Source organism: Rahnella rivi, assembly GCF_019049655.1.
GTDB lineage: Bacteria > Pseudomonadota > Gammaproteobacteria > Enterobacterales > Enterobacteriaceae > Rahnella > Rahnella rivi.
The window spans coordinates 210382-232535 of the sequence record NZ_JAFMOX010000065.1; the positions used below are offsets into that span (position 1 = coordinate 210382).

The following is a 22154-nucleotide window of genomic DNA, read 5'->3' on the forward strand; positions in this document are numbered from 1 at the left end:
CCTCCTCCCCTTTTCAGAGGAGGAGGTTGAAATACTTAGAGATTATAGCCAGTTGTTTTCACACCGTTCACCCACACCTCACGCGCTTCGCCTGCTGGCAGCACAATGTTGAGGATTTTCCACGCCGGTTTAAATTCCCCGCGCTGAGTGATTGTGATATCGATGCGTTGCGCGTCAGTGACAATATTCCAGTTCAGCCACAGCGCCTGATTTTGCTGCCAGCGGTGGCTCTCGCCGTCATCTTCGAACAGCATTCCCGCTGAGGTCAGTTCACCCGGTGCCGGATAAACGTGCAACTCGCGCTCCAGGTCTTTATGGCTGTCAACGTGGGCCAGCCGTGCGGATTGCGGCAATGCAGCGCCGGCGCGGACCAGCAGCGGCAAGCGCTCAAGCGGTGCATCAAGGGTGATTGTCTGGCCGCCTGCAAACCATTCCCCGGTGTAAAAATCACACCAGCCGATGCCGTTATCCGGCAGATAAACCTGACGTTCACGCTGACCTTCATCCACCACGCTGGCGACCAGCAAATCATGCCCCATCAGGAAATCATCGGTTTCCGCGAAGGTGTTTTTATCGTGCTCGTGGTCGAGGAATGTCGGGCGCAGCATCGGCTCATCGTCGGCATGTGCCTGCCACAACAAGGTGTAGAAATACGGCAGCAGACGGTAGCGCAAACGGATCGCGTCGCGGATAAGCGGCGTCACCTGCGGGTACATCCACGGCTCATTCACCGTGTGATCGTCATTCCAGGAGTGAATGGTAAAACGCGGATGCATCACGCCGTTTTGCACCCAGCGTACAAACAGTTCGGCATCGGGCTTATCGCCAGAGAAGCCGCCGACGTCGTGGCCGACGTTGTACAAACCGGACAAACTCATGCCAATGCCCATGCGCGTGTTGTAACGCAGCGTCTGCCAGCTGGTGCGGTTGTCGCCGCTCCACGTCTGCACGTAACGTTGCATTCCCGCACAGCCGGAACGTGAAATCAGATACGGACGGGTTTCCGGCGCGAAACTTTGCTGCGCTTCAAACGACGCACGCATCATCAGCAGCGGCATTACCGGGCGGATATGTTTAATGGCGATGGACTTACCGAAACCGTGACAACGCGCATCGTTGTCCCAGACTTCGTATTCGTTGTTGTCGTTCCATGTTGAGCCGATGCCCTTTTCCAGCAACTGCTGCGTCACCCCTTTTTGCCACCAGCGCACCGCGGCCGGGTGGGTGAAATCGAGATGCGATCCTTCGTCGTCCCAGAAAACAGAACGTTCCGGCACATTACTTTCGCTGTCACGAATGAACAATCCCTGCTCCGCCACCTGCCCGTATTGCGGGTGATCCTGCAACAGACAAGGTTTGATGTTGGCCGCCAGACGAATACCCGCATCAAGAAATGCCTGCGACATCACTTCAGGCTGTGGCACTTTGTCGTAGTTCCAGTTGAAGACATAACGCTTGTTGCCAATCGAGGTATAACCCGATGAAAGCTGGAAAGAATCGCAGGGAATTTCATGTTGCTGACACAGCGTGATGAATTTCATCAGCTGCTGCTGGGCGTCCGGCGCATCGGTGTAGTACATGGTCGAGCCACTGTAACCGAGGCTCCATTTCGGACCAAAGGTGGTTTTACCGGTCAGCTTCACCAGTTTTTTGGTGACATCCAGCGCGGTCGGGCCGATAAACAGGTAGTAATCCAGATCCCCGGCTTCGGCGCTGAAACGGCGGTATGGCAGATGGTAGTTATCCAGCTCATTGCCAAGATCAAGCCAGACATTGCTGAGATTGTCGTAGAACAAGCCGAAACTGACGTCGTTACGGCGGGTCAGGGTAAACGGAATATGTTTGTATAACGGATCGGTGCTGGCGGCGTTGTAACCCATCGCATCCAGATTGCGCATTTCAAAACGACGACCTGCACGGTTAAGATCCCCGGCTTTTTCGCCCAGCCCGTACACGCCATCCTGTGCTTCACGCAACTGATAGTGCGCCGAGGCATCGCCTTTCACCGACAGCATATACGCGCCGGTTTTTCGATCGCTGACCAGCGGTAACCAGACGCCCGCCTCATTTTTATGTTCCCACTCCAGCCACAAAGGCTGATGCACGGTGACACGTAACATTTCGGTGGTCACCGTCAGGGTATTTTCGCCGTGCGCAAGTTGATAACCCGGCAACGTAAAACCTTCATTGCTCAGACGATCGCGCCCTTCCCACGGCACATCATTTTGCGGCGCAATGCTCCAGGTGCGGTCCAGTGCCAGTTCACCATTGCGCTGAATAAAGACACGGATTAACCCCTGCTCCAGCACCCTCAGACAAAACAGATGCTTACCTTCGACACGCAAATCCACGCCTGCGTCATGATGTCCGGCCAGCTCCCAGTGTTTCAACGTCTTCATACATGCTCCCTTTTTGCCGGATTGCGGCGTTCAGCGATCAGCGCAATCAGGAATATTGCCCCAATCAAATCAAAGAATCCCATTGCGATAAACAGCGGATTGAAACCAATCGTGTCGGCAACTGCGCCGATCAGCAGTGAAAACAGGAAGCTGGCGATCCACGCAGAGGAACCGCGCATGCCGTTGACGGTCGCTACCTGATTTTTGTCGAACGTCTCTACCACCACGGCGCTCAGCATGCAGGAAATCACCTGGTGCCCGAAGCCACCGATGGAGATCAGCGCAATCGCCGCGTAAGGACTTTGTGTGAGTGCAACCAGGGCCAGAGACAGCATCATGAAAGCGCCGGTCACCGAGCTGGCAACGATAGAGTTAATGCGCGTGCAGCCAAATACTTTGCGGTAGAGCGTGGTGAGATAACCGCTGGCGATACTGCCCAGATCGGCGGCCAGGAAGGGTAGCCAGGCGAACATCACGATGTGTTTCAAATCCATCCCGCGTTCGTTGGCGAGATACAGCGGCACCCAGAAACTGAACACGGCCCATGCCGGTTCGGCCAGAAATGCCGGAATAGCGATCCCGTAGAACTTTTTGTTTTTGCAGACGATTTTCAGCGACTTAAGGAACGGCAAACGCGTTTGCTGCGGCTCGTTATCAGAGCGAATCAGCGTCAGTTCGTCTTTGCTCAGGTTCGGATGGGTTTCCGGTGAATGATAAAATTTCCACCACAGCAGCACCCACAGCATTGAGAGCACACCGCAAAACAGAAACGCACCACGCCAGCCAAAAGACAGGTGCGCCACCAGAATAATAGGCGGCGCCAGCATCGCGCCTATCGAGAAGCCTACGCCAGCCCAGCCGGCAGCAACCGGCCGCTCTTTACGCGGGAACCAGTCGGAAATCGCTTTGGCGTTGGCCGGGGTGGCCGCCGCTTCGGCGCTGCCCATGAAGAAACGCAAAATCGCCAGCTGGATCCAGCTGCCTGCCCCGGCATGCAGCATACACACCACCGCCCAGACGGAAGCGCAGATCAGGAAGCCAAGCTTCAGACCGATCACGTCAATCAGCCAGCCGCACAGGGGCTGGAAAATGGTGTACGCCGCCTGAAACGCAGCGACGATGTAAGAATATTGTTCGGTGGTCATGTTCAGGCTGGTTTTAAGTTCCGCAGCCAGTAAACCCAGAGAGTTACGGGTGATGTAGTTGACCGTCACACCCAGCAGGAACAGCGCCAGCATCCACCAGCGCAAGGCTTTTATTTTTCGACGTCCGATAACGGCCGTATTTTCGGTGTTGATTTGAATTGTCATGTCCGTTCTCCCACCCGTCGGCCTGGCCGCAGATGATGTGTTATGTGAGGTACTTTTGCAGAGTAGGCAGGCGGATTTGTGAGTGGAACGTGATTTTTTGCAAAAGCTTTCACGCTATAACTGCGTAGCGAAATCAGAGCAGATAAAAGCTTATGGATGAGCGGGCTTCTCAGATGAAAAATTTTGCATGAGCGATTTTGAAGGAGATCACAGTTTGAAAGGAAAGTTAAATATCCAGCAAATTGCCGACCAGACCGGGCTCTCAATCAGCACCGTTTCACGGGTTCTGGCCGGAAAAAATAACACCAGCAGCAAAGCACGCGATCGCGTGCTCGAATGTGCGAAATCACAGGGTGTTTTTAACGGGCTTTCAACCGGTCGCCTGATGCTCAACAACATCATGATTTTCGCCCCGGCCCGCGCTTTCGATGTACGCAGCGATATTTTTTACTACAAAGTGGTTCAGGGGATCCTGGCGGCGACGGCTCACCATGAAGTGCGGGTGCGCTATTGCGCGATGGAAGAAGAAAATGCCAACGCGGCGTTGTTTATCGCCAAAATGACCGACCCGCTGACCGAAGCTGCCTTGCTGGTCGGTATCGACGATCCCCATATTCATCTGCTGGCGGCGGAAATGGGTAAACCCTGCGTGCTGGTGAACTGTCATGACCGGCACATGCGCCATGACAGCGTCAGCCCCGATCATCAGAGCATGGGGGATTTTGCCTGTGACTACCTGTTTTCACAGGGCCATCAGCACATCGTCACGCTGCAATGCCTGCGCCGACATACCATGGAACTGCGTCTGTGCGGCATCAAACAGGCCTTCACCCGTCACCATCAGACCTTCAGCGACAACCATCATCTGATCAACACATCAGGTTTTGGCGCGCAGGAAAGCGAACAGGCGTTACTCGAATATCTGGACGCTTTACCCATCGGACAACCGTTGCCGACAGCGATTCTGGCCGGGGGAGATTACATGGCGTCCGGCGTGGTAGCTGCGTTGAGTAAAAAAGGGATTTCGGTACCCGGTGATATCAGTGTGCTCAGCACCGACGGGTTTAATCTGGCGGAGATCCATGACGTCCTGCTCACTGCGGTGCACGTGCCGCGTGATGAGCTGGGAACCGAGGCTATCGCGCTGTTACAGCGACGCATGCTGCGCCCTGACGCGCCTTATACCAGCCAGCTGTTACAAGGGAAGCTGGTGGTGAGAGAATCGGTACGCAAGGCGTCTGGTCGCGCGGTGATCCCCCGTCCGCATCATCTTTATGATCAACCTGTTTTATGACCGGGGTATTGTGTAACCCGCAGGCGGACAGATAAATCTCATCTTTCACGGGCAGGTTGTCGCGCGGTTCTATACTGAAAATTGATGACTAAACATTAGCCGCTTTTCACTATCAGAATATCCGAACACCTTTCTTTCACCTCCGGGTGACCCTTGATAAGGAGATTCACGATGAAACACAGTTCCGCGAAACGTTACAACAGCGTCATCCCACCTTATATGCTCAACCGCATTATTGAACACGGCTCAGAACCTCAGCGCAGATGCGCAAAACAGACGCTGGTGCATGTTAATACCCTGATGGCCCAGCCTTACGCCAAACCGCAAAAGACGGTGACGGCCAAAGCGGGTCTGGTTGAGCGCGATATTTACGACGCCAAAAACACCACCCGCCTGCCGGGCGAATCCGTGCGAAAAGAAGGCCAGGCGAGTAACGGCGATGTCTCGGTGGATGAAGCCTATGATTATCTCGGCGTAACCTATGATTTCTTCTGGCAGGCGTATCAGCGAAACTCTCTCGACAATAAAGGACTGGCATTGCTCGGCACCGTTCATTACGACAAGGGCTATCAAAATGCCTTCTGGAACGGTCAGCAAATGGTATTTGGCGACGGTGATGGGGAAATATTTAACCGCTTCACCATTGCTATCGACGTGGTTGGCCATGAACTTTCCCACGGTGTGACAGAAACAGAAGCCGGCCTGGAATATAACGGGCAATCCGGCGCGCTGAACGAATCGATGTCGGATGTGTTTGGCTCGCTGGTGAAACAGTTCCATCTGAAACAGACTGCCGATAAAGCCGACTGGATCATTGGTGAAGGATTACTGGCAAAAGGCATTCACGGCACCGGCCTGCGGTCGATGTCGCATCCCGGTACTGCGTATGATGATCCGCTGCTCGGCAAAGATCCGCAGCCTGCCGACATGAGCGGCTACGTCAACACCCGCGACGATAACGGCGGTGTGCACATCAATTCCGGCATCCCTAACCGCGCATTTTATCTGGCGGCGACGACACTTGGCGGTAACGCGTGGGAACGCGCCGGTTATGTCTGGTATGACACGATCTGCGATAAGTCCCTGCCCAAAGACGCAGACTTTGTGACTTTTGCCCAACTGACGGTTCAGCATGCGGAAAAACGGTTTGACGCTTCTGTCGCTCAGGCGGTTCGTGAGGCCTGGGAGCAGGTTGGAGTGATGTAAATGAAACCTTTAGATTCGCTGGAAAGTAATGCGGTGATTGAGATTTACCGCGAAGGCGGCATCGCGTTTATCCCCAAACTCAGCGGGCCGCGCAGGGTCGAGCTTGCAGGAATGAGCGATGACAAACGGCAGCAAATTTGCCAGCTCATCAACCAGGCCATGCCCTTCGCTCAGGAAAAAGAAAACGCCGGTCGCGGTGACCAGCGTTATTTCCGTATTGAGATTTACGTCGAATCGGCCGAGCATTCTGCCAGTCTGGTGGTGATTATTCCCGAAACCGAAGCCCCGGAAGCGCTGGTGAATTTATGGAAACAGGCTCAGCCCGATGATCATCCCTCTGAATAAGGGGAATACGTAAACAGCACCCGTTTTTTAGATACCATCCCGTGCCCGTTTTGGCAGAAATAGTCGACCGCGCCGCAGGCTTTCAGCTCCTGCAACGGTTGCTGACAATCCGGGCATAACGCCGTTTGATTATATTCTGTGCCGCAGGCGTCGCAGCGAAAGTGACCGCTCACCCAACTCATTGGCTGCTCACAAACCGGACAATATGCTTCCATCATGCCTCTCCTTTAAATGACCCCGAGCGTCCGTAATAAATACAGGCCCAGCGCGGTGGTAAAAAATGATCCCAACGTCGTGACCGCAATAATGTTCGCCGCCAGCGTGGCATTTCCGCCCATGGCGCGGGTCATTACGTAGCTGCCTGCGGCCGTGGGCGTGCAGGAAAAAAGAAAAATGACGCCAAGCGCCGCGCCGCGAAAACCAAAAGCCCATGCGCCCAGTGTCATCAGCGCAGGCACAAATACCACACGCGAGGCGGATGACCAGGCGGCCACATTCGAACTGCGAAACATCGCCCGCCAGTCAAGGCTGGCACCGGCGCACAACATCGCCAGCGGCAGCGCCATGCCGGAGATGAACGCGCCGGTACTGGCAAGCGTTGCCGGCATCGGCAGATGGCTGTGCTGGAATGCCAGCCCCAGCACCAGGCCAATAATCAGCGGATTGGTCAGGATACCGTGCAACACAGGCCGTATTCCGATGCGCTTACCCTGCCCGCCCTGCAAACTGCGGGTCAATGTAATCACCGACAGCACGTTGAACAAGATCACCGTCACTGCCAGATACATCGAGCCGAGTGCAATGCCTTCACTGCCGAAGGCCAGCGACGCATAGGCCAGCCCTGCGATGCCGGTATTCGCGCGAAATCCGCCCTGCACAAAAATGCCGCGCTCACGCGGATCTTTCACCAGCTTTAGCGCAACCAGTTCCAGCAGCAGGAAAGACACCACTGTCGCCACGCCACCATAAATCGCCAGCGGCAGGTTAGAACCCGAAGAATCATGCCCTTGCGCCACACTGAAAAAGAGCAGGCAAGGTAACGCGATATTGAAAACAAGCCGGCTGGCTTTCTCATTAAAACTGTCGTCCATCAGGCCGGTACGGCGTAAAACCATGCCTAACAACAAAATCAGTAAATTTGGCACCGTTACGCCAAATGCAAAACTCCAGGTCTGCCAAAACATCCAGCCAGTTCCTTGCGAAAAGTGGGGCAAAAAAATGGGGTACATTTTCATGCACCCCATCAGTTTAGGATTTGTTTTTCAGATGCTGCAGAAGGCGTCGACGTTTACGCTGCTGGTGTGGTGACAGCGTGTTTTTCTTGCCTTCATACGGGTTCTCACCCTCTTTAAACTGGATGCGGATAGGCGTTCCCATCACTTTCAATGAACGGCGGAAATAGTTCATCAGATAGCGTTTGTAGGAGTCAGCCAGATCTTTCACCTGGTTACCGTGGATAACCACGATCGGCGGGTTATACCCCCCGGCGTGAGCATATTTCAACTTCACACGACGGCCATTAACCAGCGGTGGCTGATGATCGTCCGCCGCCATCTGCATGATACGGGTCAGCATGGAAGTGCTCACTCGCGTGGTCGCGCAGGTGTAGGCTTCGATCACTGACTCAAACAGATTGCCCACGCCGCTGCCGTGCAGGGCCGAGATGAAGTGGATTCGGGCGAAGTCGACAAAGCCAAGGCGCAGATCCAGCTGGTCTTTCACCTGTGCACGCGCATCTTCACTCATGCCATCCCATTTGTTCACCACAATCAGCAGTGAGCGCCCACTATTGAGGATGAACCCCAGCAGTGAAAGGTCCTGATCGGAAATGCCGTCGCGGGCATCAATCACCAGCATCACGACGTTCGCGTCTTCAATTGCTTTCAGGGTTTTGATGACGGAGAATTTCTCAACGGTTTCAGTAACTTTACCGCGCTTACGCACGCCGGCAGTATCGATCAGAACGTATTCACGCTCGTCACGCACCATCGGAATATAAATACTGTCACGGGTGGTCCCCGGCATGTCGTAAACCACGACACGCTCTTCCCCCAGAATACGGTTAGTCAGTGTGGACTTACCTACGTTAGGACGCCCGACAATAGCCAATTTGATTGGCAGGGACTGCGGATCAAAGTCGTCTTCTTCGTCTTCCGGGATTTCATCACCGGTCGCTTCTTGTTCTGCCCAGTAAGCGGCGTTAGCCTCTTCTTCCGTCAGTTCGACTTCTTCCGGCTTTTCACCGACAAACGGGATCAGCACGTGTTCAATCAGCTGCGCCACACCACGGCCATGAGAAGCCGCGATCGGGTAGACTTCGCCTAAACCCAGTGAGTAGAAATCGCCGACGGCGCTGTCCGGGTCAATACCGTCGGTTTTGTTCGCGACCAGGAAAGTGGATTTTTCACGGCTGCGAAGATGTTGGGCAATGCCCTGATCGGCAGGCATCAGGCCCGCGCGCGCATCGACCATGAAAAGCACGATGTCCGCTTCTTCGATTGCCAGCAATGACTGGCCAGCCATGCGGGTTTCAACGCCGTCTTCGGTACCGTCGATACCGCCGGTATCCACGATGATGAATTCATTACCCTCAATCTCAGCACGACCATACTTGCGGTCACGCGTTAGCCCCGGGAAATCCGCAACCAGCGCATCGCGCGTCTTGGTCAAACGGTTAAATAAAGTGGATTTACCCACATTCGGGCGCCCAACAAGCGCAACGACAGGTATCATTTTGAAGCCTCAGTGTTTTTATTTATAGCTAAACGCAAATAGTCTGCAGCCCTTCACTTCTGGACAAACAGCTATAATTCAATTTGTTACAGCGCAATTAGATCGAAAAATTGCACGGTTTTCAGAATACGAAACGGCCCCTGAGCAATTCAGGAGCCGTTTTTAAGCCCGCGATCAAACGATCTCAGGGCCAGACGCCGGGCGCGATATTAGCGGGTGAAGGAGTAAACTTCGCCACCTTTCGCCTGCACGACCAGCTTGTCACTTGCCACAATCGGCGCACTCAGGAAGCCATCGCTGTCGACTTTCTGCTGAGCAACGAAACGACCATCTGTGGTATTGATCCAGTGCAGGTAACCTTCGGAATCACCCACCACGATATACCCATTATACAGCACTGGCGCGGTGAGATTACGGTGCAACAGATCACTTTGACGCCACAGGCTAACGCCGCCTTGCGTATCAAGCGCCATTACACGGTCATCCTGATCGACCATGTAGATACGGCCGCTGTCGACGATAATGTCATTGACAGAGCCCACATCACGTTTCCACATGACCTGACCTGAACGCAGATCCATGGCCACCAGATTACCGTTGTAAGCCAGCGCATAAACAACGCCATCAACGATAACCGGCGTAGTATCCACGTCACTCAGACGATCGATTTCTGTCGTCCCGGTGGTTTGTGAAATACGTTGCTGCCAGATTAACTGACCTTCTTTCATCAGCACTGCGCTGACACGGCCGTTATCACCGCCGACAATCGCTGCGCCAAACGCCACTGCCGGGGCTGACTCGCCGCGCAGGGACAGGGTTGGCATATCGAGGTTAGCAGTCCACTGCACGGTACCGTCAGATTCGCTCAGCCCCTGCAACATCCCGTTGCCGGTATGTACCAGCACTAAGCCATCGCTGACCACAGGCCGGGACAGTGCTTCGCCCGCCACTTTGGTCTGCCATGCCACTGTACCGTCTTCGGTATTCAGCGCATAAACAACCGCTTTTTCACTGCCGACATACACATGGCCGCCAGAAACAGTCAGACCGCCGGACAGTTGTGCTGAACGGTTGCTGGAGAAGAAACCTGTTTTTTCAGACAGGTTAACACTCCACTTTTCTTTACCGCTGTCAGCATCCAGTGCTTTCACGATGCCAAAACGATCGGCTGCGTAAATGGTGCTGTCCTGCCAGGCCGGACGCAGGTGGGAGTAGAAATCGCCTACACCGTCGCCTACGGATTTGCTCCAGACCTGAGTCGGAGTAAATTGATTTTCAACTTTTGGCAGCGGGGACATTTTGACAACATCTTCTTCGCTGTTAAACAATGAACAGCCACTCAGCAGGGCAACAGAAACCCATCCTACCAAGAGTGTTTTACGCAATTGCATCGGGGTTCCCCTTAGCTGGCTAAGTTGTTCAATTTCATACGCAGCATCGTTTGCAGCGTTTGAGAGGGTTTAGATTCCAGACCTTTGCTGAAGGCTTCACGAGCCCCTTTCGCATCGCCTTTTGCGAGCAGAACATCACCGCGGATGCCTTGCTGCATTGCTGTCCAGCCTTCACCCTTCACGCCATCTAACGTTTTGAGTGCATCATCAAATTTGCCTTGCTGCATCTGGACACGTGCCAGACGTAAGTTCACCAGCGAGCGTAAATTGTCTTCTTTGGCCTGACTTTGCCCCTGAAGAAGCTGCTTCTCAGCATTCGCGAAATCTTTGATTTCGACAAAGTGATCGGCCAGTTGCAGAGCGGCAAACACACCGTAGTTATTGTCATTGCTCTGACCAAACTTTTCCAGCTCAGCCACGCCTTGCGGATTTTTGCTGGTCAGCGCCTGATTCGCTTTCTGGAAAGACGCAGAAGCTTCCGTCAAAGCGGAATCCTGATGGCTCTGCCAGACACGCCAGCCGCCCAGGGCGACAATACCCAGAACAACGCCGATGGCCAGCGCTTTACCGTTCTCGGCAAAGAAGCGACGTACAGCATCAACCTGTTCATTCTCAGTGGTATAGACTTCCACAGTGTCCTTCTCCTTAACCCAACATCGAGGCCAGACGCACAGCAACATCACTCTGCGTCAGCGTTTCTTGCGTTCCAGTCTGCAGGTCTTTGATCACAACCTGCTGGTTAGCGACTTCATCTTCGCCTAATACCAGGGCAACTCGCGCACCCCATTTATCTGCACGGGCGAATTGCTTCTTAAAGTTTCCGCCACCGTAGTTAGTCATCACTTTCAGCTCCGGCAGCGCATCACGCAGTGTCTCAGCCAGTTTAATGGCTGCACCTTGCGTTCCTGCTCCCGAAGAAATGACGTAAGCATCCACCGTCGCAGGGGCTTTGAAGTCCGGGTTTACGGCCTGAACCAGTAACACCAGACGCTCCAGACCCATCGCAAAACCGACAGCAGGGGTTGCTCGCCCGCCTAATTGTTCAACCAGCCCGTCGTAACGGCCACCGGCACAAACAGTACCTTGTGCGCCAAGGCTGCTGGTTACCCATTCGAACACGGTGCGGTTGTAATAATCCAGACCGCGCACAAGTCGCTGATTAACCGTATATGGGATACCAGACTGCTCTAAAAGTTCACACAGACCTGCAAAGTGTTCTCTTGATTCTTCATCAAGATAGTCACCCAGTTGCGGAGCATCATTCAATAATGCCTGGATATCCGGATTTTTGGAGTCCAGAACGCGCAGCGGGTTGCTGTACATGCGACGTTTGCAGTCTTCATCCAGCTTGTCTTTATGCTGCTCCAGGAAAGCCACCAGCGCATCGCGATAGTTGGCGCGGGCTTCCAGTGAACCAATTGAGTTCAGTTCAAGCGTCACGTGTTCAGAAATGCCCAGCGCACGCCACCAGCGCGCACTCAGCAGGATCAGCTCCGCGTCGATGTCCGGGCCCTGCAGGCCAAAGACTTCCACACCTAACTGATTAAACTGACGATAGCGGCCTTTTTGCGGGCGCTCGTAGCGGAACATCGGGCCGATGTACCACAGACGTTGTTCCTGATTGTACAGCAGACCATGTTCGATACCGGCGCGCACACAGCCCGCCGTGCCTTCAGGGCGCAGCGTCAGGCTTTCACCGTTGCGATCCTCAAAGGTATACATTTCTTTTTCCACGACATCGGTCACTTCGCCGATCGCGCGTTTAAACAATGGGGTCTGCTCTACAATCGGCATACGGATTTCGCTGTAGCCGTAACCACTGAGTACCTGTTTCAAAGTACCTTCGATACGCTGCCACAGCGCAGTGTCTTCCGGCAGGTAGTCGTTCATGCCGCGAATGGCCTGGATATTCTTTGCCACGTCAGTTCTCTATCGTTTTATAAAAAATGAACCCGATTATAGGGGGTTTGTGTCCTGCGGTTCAACGCACAACGCCGTCACCCCTGTCGGGTTCAATATAATGCAGATGTACTCTGACACCCGCAACCGATGTTACTTTTCAAGATGATTGATAACGATACGTTTACTCTCATCCATAATCGCCGCTTTAGCACGGATCTTCGCTTCTAACTGGTCGATCATCTGTTCGTTGTCAAAACGATCTCTCTGACGTACGCCGTCTTCATAGAAGCCGCTTTTATTATGGCCTCCGGTGACGCCGATCGTGGACACCAGCGCTTCGCCCGGCCCATTCACCACACAACCGATGATGGAGACATCCATCGGGGTGATCAGATCTTCCAGACGCTGCTCTAACGCGTTAACCGTGCCGATGACATCAAATTCCTGACGCGAGCAGGTCGGACAGGCAATAAAGTTGATGCCACGCGAGCGAATGCGAAGTGACTTCAGAATATCAAAGCCTACCTTCACCTCTTCGACAGGGTCGGCAGCCAGCGAGATGCGCAGCGTATCGCCGATACCTTCGGACAGCAAAAGACCGAGGCCGATGGCCGATTTCACGGAACCGGCGCGCAAACCGCCCGCTTCAGTGATGCCAAGATGCAAAGGCTGATCGATACGCTTCGCCAGCAGACGATAAGACTCAACGGCAAGAAACACGTCTGAGGCTTTAACGCTCACTTTGAACTGATCAAAGTTGAGGCGATCGAGAATATCAACATGGCGCATCGCCGATTCCAGCAGCGCTTCCGGCGTAGGTTCGCCGAATTTTTCCTGGATATCTTTCTCCAGAGAGCCGCCATTCACGCCGATACGAATAGGAATATTGTAATGACGGGCGCAATCCACTACCGAGCGAATGCGGGATTCATTACCAATGTTACCTGGATTAATACGCAGGCAATCAACGCCGTATTCGGCTACTTTGAGCGCGATACGGTAATCAAAATGGATGTCAGCGACCAGCGGGACATTAACCTGCTGCTTGATGAGCTTGAACGCCTCAGCGGCATCCATGGTAGGCACGGAAACGCGAACAATATCGACACCGACACGTTCCAGCGATTTGATCTGCGCGACCGTCGCCGCGACATCTGTGGTGCGGGTGTTGGTCATCGATTGCACAGCAATCGGTGCTCCGTCACCTACAGGCACCTTGCCGACATAAATCCGGGTTGATTTGCGACGGGTAATGGGTGCTTGGTTATGCATTACTTCACTCTCCATCGTTGCAATCGTCCGACAAGCTGCCGATTACTCGGCAGCGATAGTCAGGCGCGCAACACGGCTTGATTTTACGAAACGACTTAAATCAACCGGCTTGCCCTGGAATTGAATATCCACTGCACCCGGTGCACCGATTTTCAGCTTATAAGGTGCGGTTCCCTTCACGCTCAGGGTTTCGCCACCTTTTTTGATGCCGCTGAACAGGGTCTTACCTGACGCGTCATCGATCTGTAACCAGCAGTCAGCTTTGAATGTCAAAGCGACAGCTTGTGGATCCGCACCTGCCGCAGCAGTTTGTGCATCACCGGTTGGCAGACCATTCTCAGCCGTGGCTGGCTGGCTGGTGGATACTGCAGCAGGTGCTTGTGCTGCAGGCGTTCCGGCGGTAGCCGGTGCGCTGCTATCCGTTGGCGTTGACGTGGTGTTCAACGGAATTGAGTTCTGTGCCTGTGGTGCCCCGGCCGCTGCGTCAGGCGCAGAAGAGGAATCTTCTGTCGTCGGTGCAGAATTGGCATTGTCACCACCGCCCAGAGGAATAGTTTGCCCCTGGCCGTTATCCTGATTCAGTTGAGCCGTTGACTGATCGGCCATTGTCGCGATTTCTTCCTGCTGCGCCTGATGGTTTTGCCACCACCATGCACCGGTCAGGCCAATCACAACAAACACGATCAACCAGGTAAAGCCCATCAGCCAGCCATCGCGTTTTTTACGAGACTTGCCGAGAGAAAAACCCTGCATTGAAGCGACTTTCGGCACTTTGATGGGGGCTTGCTTACCGATCAGATCTAACAGTTCTTCTTCCGGGATATGAACCAGTTTGGCGTAAGAACGAAGATAGCCACGCAGGAAAGTCGGAGCGAGATCGCCCGGCGTCGTTTCTTCTTCGATTTGGCGAATCGTTGAGACTTTCAGACACAGGCGTTCTGCAACGGCCTGATGGCTTAGCCCTAACTCTTCACGTGCCTGACACAGGCGTTGGCCTGCGGTCAGTTTAACTTTATTTTCTTGGGAGGCTTCAGTATTCATTAGCTAAGAACTGCTGGTACTGTTGGGATTGTGGATAACTACGCGCAAGCTGCTTACCGTAGCGTTGAACGCTGTCCGGATTGCCCGCTAACGCAGCGAATCGAATTTGTAACATAATGCTGTCAGCCGTGGCTGGCAGAACATGCTGGTATACATCCAGTAGAAGTTTTGCCTGAGCGCGATTCCCTTCTCCAAATTCTTTGGTTGCCTCTGTCAGCAAGGGTGCGCCTTTATCGGGATCGATTTTTAATGCCCGGCTCAGTAACACTCGCGCTTCCTCATTCTGATTTGCCTTCAGAAAACAGTAGCCTGCATTTTCGAGACTGTCAGCAACCTGACCGTAATCAGGCGCATTAGCTGCGGCGCTAAACTGCTGTTGTGCCGGTACATACTGCCCTAAACTACACAAAAACGCACCGTAATTATTCAACACGGTCCCATTTTGCGGCGCCAGCTTCAGCGCTTGCTGGTAGCGACTTTGCGCAGCTTTTTGATCGCCGGTTTTTTGCTCGTAAAGCGCCATGCCCAGCTGAGTGCGATAATCGTCAGGCGCACTGTCCGCGGCTTTCTGCAAATTCTGTTTCGCCGCGTCCATATTTCCCTGGGAGAGATAGGCCATTCCCAGTTCAAGACGCGTCTGTGAGGCACCGGTAGCTGACTGCGTCTCCTTCGGAGAGCTTGAGCACCCGGCGAGCAAAGAAGCGACTAAACCCGCCGCCATCAGCACCTTCACACTGCCTTGCATTGTCATGCTTAATTCCCTTTATTCTGCCACCGACAATAAACAAACGGGCTGTGAAATGGTATCTGCACAGCCCGAACGCACCTACTCACACTTCTGACGACTAAACGGCTTTAACGGAAATCTGCTGCTCAGCTGCCATTTTTTTCTTCAACGTACGCTTGGTACGGTCGATCACATCACCGGCAAGCTGACCACAAGCGGCATCAATATCGTCGCCGCGGGTTTTACGCACAATGACGGTAAAACCGTATTCCATCAGCACCTTAGAGAAGCGATCGATGCGGCTGTTTGAGCTGCGGCCATACGGGGCGCCAGGGAACGGGTTCCACGGAATGAGGTTGATTTTGCACGGCGTATTTTTCAAACGCTCAGCCAGCTCATGCGCATGCTCAGTACCGTCGTTAATGTGGTCAAGCATCACGTATTCGATAGTTACGCGGCCCTGGTTAGCATTGGATTTGCTGATGTAGCGTTCAACAGCGGCCAGGAACGTATCGATGTTGTACTTGCGGTTAATTGGCACGATCTCGTCGCGGATAGTGTCATTTGGCGCATGCAGGGAGATGGCCAGCGCAACGTCAATCATGTCGCCCAGCTTATCCAGCGCAGGAACCACACCGGACGTAGACAAGGTCACGCGGCGTTTAGACAGACCAAAACCGAAGTCATCCAGCATGATTTCCATGGCCGGCACCACGTTATTCAGATTCAGCAAGGGTTCGCCCATCCCCATCATCACTACGTTGGTGATAGGACGGGTACCGGTGACTTTCGCAGCACCGATGATTTTAGCCGCACGCCACACCTGGCCGATGATTTCGGACACACGCAGGTTACGGTTGAAACCCTGCTGAGCGGTAGAACAGAAGGTACATTCCAGCGCGCAGCCAACCTGAGAGGAAACGCAGAGCGTCGCACGATCGCCATCCGGGATATACACAGTTTCGACCAGCTGGCCGCCTACCTGAATCGCCCATTTGATGGTGCCATCGGTAGAACGTTGTTCGGAAGCGACTTCCGGCGCACGGATTTCAGCCACACGCGCCAGTTTGTCACGCAGCGGTTTGTTGATATCGGTCATTTGCTCGAAATCATCGCTGCAATAGTGATACATCCACTTCATGACCTGATCAGCACGGAACGGTTTCTCGCCCATGTTGATAAAGAACTCGCGCATTTGTTTGCGGTTGAGGTCAAGAAGGTTAATTTTTGCGGCAGCAGGAGCAACAGTTTTCACTTCCTCTGCAGAGATTGGGAAGGTTTCAGACACGTTTTGCTCGGGAGTTGTAGATTCTAACATAATGAAATATGGCCTCGTTGTTACACGTTATGGCGCCAGGGAAGTGCAGAGCCTGACCTTTTGCTGCCTGTCAGCGGCATTCAGGTGGCCTGCAATAAATTGCGCCCCGAAGAGGCTGGCTCATTCGGGGCGCAACATTGTACAAATTTTAGGGCAGAGTTGCCATGTTTGGAAGGTGACCAGGGCAAATTCTTGTGAATATGCGGCGCATCTTCCAATCAGGCTTCGCCCAAAATCTTAACGCGGGCAGATTTCGCTTTCGTCGAAGAAGTAAGCGATTTCGCGTTGTGCAGATTCTACAGCATCAGAACCGTGAACAGCGTTAGCGGTGAAGCTGTCAGCAAAGTCTGCACGCAGAGTACCGGCCAGTGCATTTTCCGGGTTAGTTGCACCCATGATGTCACGGTTACGCTGAACTGCGTTTTCGCCTTCCAGAACCTGAACCATGATCGGGCCAGAAGTCATGAACTCAACCAGACCGTCGAAGAACGGACGACCTTTGTGCTCAGCGTAAAAGCCTTCAGCCTGCTCTTTGGTCAGTTTCAGCATTTTAGAAGCAATGATGGTGAAACCTGCACGTTCGAAACGCGCGTAGATTGCGCCGATGTCATTGTTTGCAACGGAGTTTGGCTTGATGATGGAGAAAGTACGTTGGATAGTCATGAAAAACCTCTGGCTGACTTTTATAGGTAGGGCCGGTTAATTTAATGTTATACCTGCCGTAAAATGGCGGTGATTATAGGGAGCGAAGTTAAAATTGCCTACCCGAATCACAACATTTAATTAAAAAAATGCGGTATTGATTCACGATCAAGCACAAACACCCCATTTCCCTTAAACAAAGCAGGGGCAATAAAGGGATTTGCGCCCCGTTTACCTTATCGTTTTATGCCTGCCCGGACGAAGGAATGATGTTACGCAACCAGCTTCCCCATTTGCGCTGATAGAAAGGCTGGGTGTGGCTGATCAGATAATGGCTGATGCCGCGCTCTTTTTCGCAAACGATACAGAAATCAACCGGACGGTCATCGGGAGACGTTTCGGCAGCCACATTGCCGGCTTCGCGGATCAGCGCATCGATTTCCTGTTCATCACCGTCAGCTTCTACACCGATCAGCAGGTTAGGTTGATCATCCACGGTTTTGTCATGGATAAGGGCCATAAACGCCCGGCGCACCGGCTTTTTCTGAGTAAACAGCGTGGTCAGCGCGTCGATCATCGCCGAGGGATACTCCTCCGGCTGGCCAATCAGCAGCTGGCTTTCTTTATCCAGCACCAGTTCTGAAGGCGCATTCAACCCGCCGTTGCTCAGCAGCAGCGTCACTTCGCTTGGGTAGAATTCTTTGCCGTATTCAGACTTCGGATTCAGAAATAATTCTTCCCCTTGTGTCATTTCAAACAAAACGCGGGCAGGCAGCGCGACAAACGCCTGCTCATCCGGGCTTTCGCCGGCACTGGCTTTTTCAAGAACGTCTACAGAGGAAAAGAAAGGAATGATTGAGCTGCCGTCCTGCTTTTCCCAGTGCAAAATATTCAGTTCACTGCCAGCGGTGATCGCCACACTGCCCTGCTTTTCAGCGTCATCCTGCCCTGCGTCACCCAGCACAAAAACCGTGGATTCCAGCAGCGTTTGATAGAACGCCGGGCGCCAGGCAGCCGCGGTGACAGACAGGCGGAGCAGGCGCTCGAGCTCGTTTTCACCGTCTGTTGCCGCTGCGCCGGCAGGGAGATGATCGTGTGGGACACTCATGATTCTTGACTCCGGTAATGGTATGAAACGGGGCGCCGTTAAGCGCCCCGTTGTGCTTCTTGCCATGCTGTCTTAATTTATTTGGCTTTTGCTAACAATAAGTTGGCAACGGTACGCACGCCCAGGCCGGTCGCTCCCGCAGACCACTGATCCGCCGCGCTTTTACGGTAAGTGGCGGAGCAGTCGATATGCAGCCAGCCTTTCTTATATTCAGTGACGAAATGAGACAGGAAAGCTGCCGCCGTGCTTGCACCCGCGGTATGAGAAGGGCCCGCGATATTATTCAGTTCAGCAAAATTGGACGGCAAATGTGCGCGATGGAACTCTTCCAGCGGCAAACGCCAGAACGGTTCGTGTTCGGCTTTCGCGCTTTCCAGCAGTTCGGCAGCCAGCGCATCGTCAAAGCTGAACAGCGCATGATAATCATTGCCCAGCGCCGTTTTCGCAGCGCCCGTCAGCGTTGCCGCATCAATCAGCAGTTCAGGATTCTGAGCAGAGGCGTCGATAAGCCCATCCGCCAGAACCAGACGGCCTTCGGCGTCGGTGTTCATGACTTCAACGGTTTTGCCGTTGCGGTAGCGAATAATGTCGCCCAGTTTCAATGCGTTGCCGCTGACCATGTTGTCTGCACAGCACAGGTACAGTTTCACACGTTTGTTCAGGCCATTGGCCGCGGCCAGTGCCAGAGCGCCGGTCAAGGTGGCTGCGCCGCCCATATCGGCTTTCATCGAGTCCATGGAAGCGCTTGGCTTGAGGCTGTAGCCGCCGGTGTCAAAGGTGATACCTTTGCCGACCAGACAGGCGTAAACCGGTGCTTCAGCATCGCCGCTCGGGTTGTAATCAAGTGCCAGCAATACCGGCGGACGATCAGAACCCCGGCCAACAATGTGCAGCCCCTGATAATTCTGCTGACGCAGATCGTCACCTTTGGTAATGCGGTAGCTGACTTTATCGTTGCCGAATTCGCACATCAGATCCACAGCGCGGGTCGCCAGTTGCTCAGGTGACAACTCTTCCGCCGGAGTATTGATGGTGTTACGTACCCAGTCGATGATTTTCAGGCGTTGTTTCAGTGTAGTGGCGTCATCTTCTGATAATTCAGCCCACTCAACGTTGCGCGCGCCTTTCGGGCCGCGGAAGCCTTGCCAGAACGCCCAGCTGTTTTCGAGATCCCAGCCTTCACCGGCCAGCTTAACGTTTTTAACGCCCTGACCATCGATACGGCGCGCTGCACGTGAGATTGCCGTCAGCGCGTCGCCGCCATTCAAATGAATGGTCATGCCCGCTGAATCGGTACTCAAAGTGGCTTTTTCGCCCCAGCGTGCATCGGCAGGCTGAGTGGAAAGGAAAACGCGCATGGCTTCATTGGTCGTTACTTCGGAACTCATAACAGCACTCCTGATTGTTTTTATCTTCAATGATGACAGGTAAATCGCCCTTTCACGGGGAGGCACTTCATTTCGTATAAACCGGGGGTAACTCACGCAGGCGGGTGACTGATTTCACCACCAGCGCGATGGCATAATCGATTTCTTCTTCGGTTGTCCAGCGTCCCAGCGAGAAGCGGATCGAACCGTGCGCCAGTTCTTCACTCAATCCTATGGCACGTAAAACGTAGGAAGGTTCAAGGCTTGCAGAGGTGCAGGCTGAGCCAGATGAAACGGCAAGATCTTTCAGTGCCATGATCAGAGATTCACCTTCCACGTTGGCAAAACTGACGTTCAGGATATTGGGCGCCGCGTGCTGCCCGGAACCATTGAGGTGCACCTGATCCAGTTTCTGAATACCTTTCCACAACCGGTCGCGCAGCACAGTCAGACGCGCCACTTCAGCGGGCATTTCTTCTTTGGCGATGCGATACGCTTCGCCCATGCCGACAATCTGATGCACCGGTAACGTCCCGGAACGCATACCGCGTTCGTGACCGCCACCGTGGATTTGGGCTTCGATGCGGACTTTCGGTTTACGGCGTACATACAGCGCACCAATGCCTTTTGGCCCGTAGATTTTATGCGCTGAAAACGACATCAGATCCACCGGCAACTCGCTGAGATCGATGGAGATTTTACCCACGCTCTGCGTCGCATCCACGTGAAACACAATACCGCGACTGCGGCACAGTTCGCCGATGGTCGCAATATCCTGAATCACACCGATTTCGTTGTTCACCTGCATCACCGACACCAGAATCGTATCCGGGCGCAGCGCGGCTTCAATGGCAGCGGCGGTGATAATACCGTCGCTGCGCGGTGCAAGAAAGGTGACGTCAAACCCTTCACTTTCCAGCTGAAGGCAGGTGTCGAGCACGGCTTTGTGTTCGGTCTGGCTGGTAATGATGTGTTTGCCTTTTTCACGCTGTGCGTGAGCCGCGCCTTTGATCGCAAGATTGTCTGATTCTGTCGCGCCTGACGTGAAGACAATCTCACGCGGGTCGGCATTAATCAGCTCGGCAATCTGGTTACGCGCCACATCTACCGCCTCTTCCGCCTGCCAGCCAAAGCGGTGCGAGCGGGAAGCCGGATTGCCGAAAGTACCGTCCAGTGTCAGACACTGCATCATTTTCCCGGCCACGCGCGGATCGACCGGCGTCGTGGCTGAGTAATCGAGATAAATAGGTAATTTCATGGCAGGCAAGCTCCGGACTGCGCGTTCGACAGCGAACGAAAGAATTAAAAACGACAACCAGTTTAAAACGGCTTCACGGATTCTTAAAAGGGAAATGACGTTTTGCGGGCACTTATCGGTAAGAATTGGCTTTTGAAAAGCAAAAGCCCGCGGGAATATGCATTTCCGCGGGCTTTTTAAAGCGGTTATCAATGTGGATTAAGCGATCAGGCTCTTAAATTGACATTGATGGTTTCCATCTGGCGGCCGTTAGGCTGACGACGAACTTCACCGTTCTGACGGTCGGCCACTTCCAGGATTTCCTGATTGTTGACCAGTTCAGCCAGCGTAATGTTGTTGAGGAAGCCGCTGATGCGCTCGCTCAGATCACGCCATAAGGTGTGCGTCAGGCAGCGTTCGCCATTCTGGCACCCTTCTTTACCCTGACAACGGGTGGCGTCAACCGATTCGTCGACGGCAGTAATCACTGCGCCCACGGCGATATCAGCTGAATCTTTACCTAACAGATAACCACCGCCGGGACCACGAACACTGGCAACCAGACCGTTTTTACGCAAACGTGAGAACAGCTGTTCCAGATACGAAAGAGAGATGCCCTGGCGCTCAGAAATGTCAGCCAGTGGTACCGGTCCTTCCTGTGAATGCAGCGCTACGTCAAGCATAGCGGTCACGGCATAACGGCCTTTGGATGTCAGTCTCATAGCATGATTACCTGTGTTGAAGAACTTAAAAAGTACAATGGGTCGCAATATGCAAATGAGTCTGCCATTCCCGAGTAAAACAGTCAACTATTTAACCTAGTAATTTACTCAAGTATTATAGAGCGGTCAGAGCGGAGGGT

The 22154-nt window shown here is 53.6% G+C and carries 20 protein-coding genes; 3 read left to right on the plus strand and 17 right to left on the minus strand.

All coding sequences use genetic code 11. The features are described 5' to 3' along the window. Positions 1–35: 35 nt before the first annotated feature. On the minus strand, positions 36–2399 hold the full coding sequence (locus J1779_RS20260; protein WP_217204617.1) for a glycoside hydrolase family 31 protein: 2364 nt from the start codon (positions 2397–2399) through the stop codon (positions 36–38). Next, positions 2396–3709, minus strand: coding sequence for an MFS transporter (locus J1779_RS20265; RefSeq protein ID WP_217204618.1), 1314 nt, complete (start codon positions 3707–3709; stop codon positions 2396–2398). Before J1779_RS20265 ends, J1779_RS20260 begins: the two co-directional genes overlap by 4 nt. 214 nt (positions 3710–3923) lie before the next feature. On the opposite strand from J1779_RS20265, the gene J1779_RS20270 reads away from it, so the two are divergent. The 3 genes from J1779_RS20270 (at position 3924) to J1779_RS20280 (ending at position 6554) form a co-directional block, all read left to right on the plus strand. Further along, positions 3924–5003 carry a LacI family DNA-binding transcriptional regulator gene (locus tag J1779_RS20270; protein ID WP_217204619.1) on the plus strand — a complete coding sequence of 360 codons (1080 nt, stop codon included), beginning with the start codon at positions 3924–3926 and terminating at the stop codon, positions 5001–5003. Positions 5004–5174: 171 nt separating this feature from the next. After that, entirely contained in the window at positions 5175–6209 is a 1035-nt protein-coding gene (locus J1779_RS20275; RefSeq protein WP_217204620.1) for a M4 family metallopeptidase, read from the plus strand. Continuing rightward, positions 6210–6554 carry a protealysin inhibitor emfourin gene (locus J1779_RS20280; RefSeq protein ID WP_122097415.1) on the plus strand — a complete coding sequence of 115 codons (345 nt, stop codon included), beginning with the start codon at positions 6210–6212 and terminating at the stop codon, positions 6552–6554. Here the strand turns inward: J1779_RS20280 and J1779_RS20285 are convergent. From J1779_RS20285 to iscR, 15 genes are all read right to left on the minus strand, one after another. Further along, complete coding sequence (locus tag J1779_RS20285; protein WP_122097414.1) at positions 6539–6769, minus strand: zinc ribbon domain-containing protein; 231 nt, start codon at positions 6767–6769, stop codon at positions 6539–6541. The genes J1779_RS20280 and J1779_RS20285 overlap by 16 nt on opposite strands. A 12-nt stretch (positions 6770–6781) precedes the next feature. Continuing rightward, complete coding sequence (locus J1779_RS20290) at positions 6782–7738, minus strand: AEC family transporter (protein WP_217204621.1); 957 nt, start codon at positions 7736–7738, stop codon at positions 6782–6784. 64 nt (positions 7739–7802) lie between these two features. Next, positions 7803–9287, minus strand: coding sequence for a ribosome biogenesis GTPase Der (der, locus tag J1779_RS20295; RefSeq protein ID WP_122097413.1), 1485 nt, complete (start codon positions 9285–9287; stop codon positions 7803–7805). Between the two features lie 209 nt (positions 9288–9496). Further along, positions 9497–10678, minus strand: coding sequence for an outer membrane protein assembly factor BamB (gene bamB, locus J1779_RS20300; RefSeq protein ID WP_056781269.1), 1182 nt, complete (start codon positions 10676–10678; stop codon positions 9497–9499). Positions 10679–10689: 11 nt separating this feature from the next. After that, complete coding sequence (locus tag J1779_RS20305) at positions 10690–11310, minus strand: YfgM family protein (protein WP_056781272.1); 621 nt, start codon at positions 11308–11310, stop codon at positions 10690–10692. Positions 11311–11323: 13 nt separating this feature from the next. Next, entirely contained in the window at positions 11324–12598 is a 1275-nt protein-coding gene (hisS, locus tag J1779_RS20310; RefSeq protein ID WP_217204622.1) for a histidine--tRNA ligase, read from the minus strand. 132 nt (positions 12599–12730) lie between these two features. Continuing rightward, positions 12731–13852 (minus strand): flavodoxin-dependent (E)-4-hydroxy-3-methylbut-2-enyl-diphosphate synthase, encoded by a 1122-nt coding sequence (gene ispG, locus J1779_RS20315; RefSeq protein ID WP_056781278.1) that lies wholly within the window; start codon positions 13850–13852, stop codon positions 12731–12733. Positions 13853–13894: 42 nt separating this feature from the next. Beyond that, positions 13895–14893, minus strand: coding sequence for a cytoskeleton protein RodZ (gene rodZ / locus J1779_RS20320; RefSeq protein ID WP_217204623.1), 999 nt, complete (start codon positions 14891–14893; stop codon positions 13895–13897). Further along, positions 14883–15644 (minus strand): type IV pilus biogenesis/stability protein PilW, encoded by a 762-nt coding sequence (pilW, locus tag J1779_RS20325; protein WP_238485229.1) that lies wholly within the window; start codon positions 15642–15644, stop codon positions 14883–14885. Before pilW ends, rodZ begins: the two co-directional genes overlap by 11 nt. A gap of 94 nt (positions 15645–15738) precedes the next feature. Next, positions 15739–16938, minus strand: coding sequence for a dual-specificity RNA methyltransferase RlmN (rlmN, locus tag J1779_RS20330; RefSeq protein ID WP_056781288.1), 1200 nt, complete (start codon positions 16936–16938; stop codon positions 15739–15741). 237 nt (positions 16939–17175) lie between these two features. After that, positions 17176–17601, minus strand: coding sequence for a nucleoside-diphosphate kinase (gene ndk / locus J1779_RS20335; protein ID WP_056781291.1), 426 nt, complete (start codon positions 17599–17601; stop codon positions 17176–17178). A 223-nt stretch (positions 17602–17824) separates the two neighbouring features. Next, positions 17825–18688: an enhanced serine sensitivity protein SseB gene (gene sseB / locus J1779_RS20340; RefSeq protein WP_056781294.1), complete on the minus strand. Its 864-nt coding sequence runs from the start codon at positions 18686–18688 to the stop codon at positions 17825–17827. 77 nt (positions 18689–18765) lie between these two features. Then, entirely contained in the window at positions 18766–20076 is a 1311-nt protein-coding gene (gene pepB, locus J1779_RS20345; protein WP_217204624.1) for an aminopeptidase PepB, read from the minus strand. A 67-nt stretch (positions 20077–20143) separates the two neighbouring features. Beyond that, the gene (locus J1779_RS20350; RefSeq protein WP_217204625.1) at positions 20144–21313 is read right to left on the minus strand and encodes an IscS subfamily cysteine desulfurase; all 1170 of its coding nucleotides are present in this window, start codon (positions 21311–21313) and stop codon (positions 20144–20146) included. A 206-nt stretch (positions 21314–21519) separates the two neighbouring features. Next, positions 21520–22014: a Fe-S cluster assembly transcriptional regulator IscR gene (gene iscR / locus J1779_RS20355; protein WP_056781306.1), complete on the minus strand. Its 495-nt coding sequence runs from the start codon at positions 22012–22014 to the stop codon at positions 21520–21522. Positions 22015–22154 lie beyond the last annotated feature (140 nt).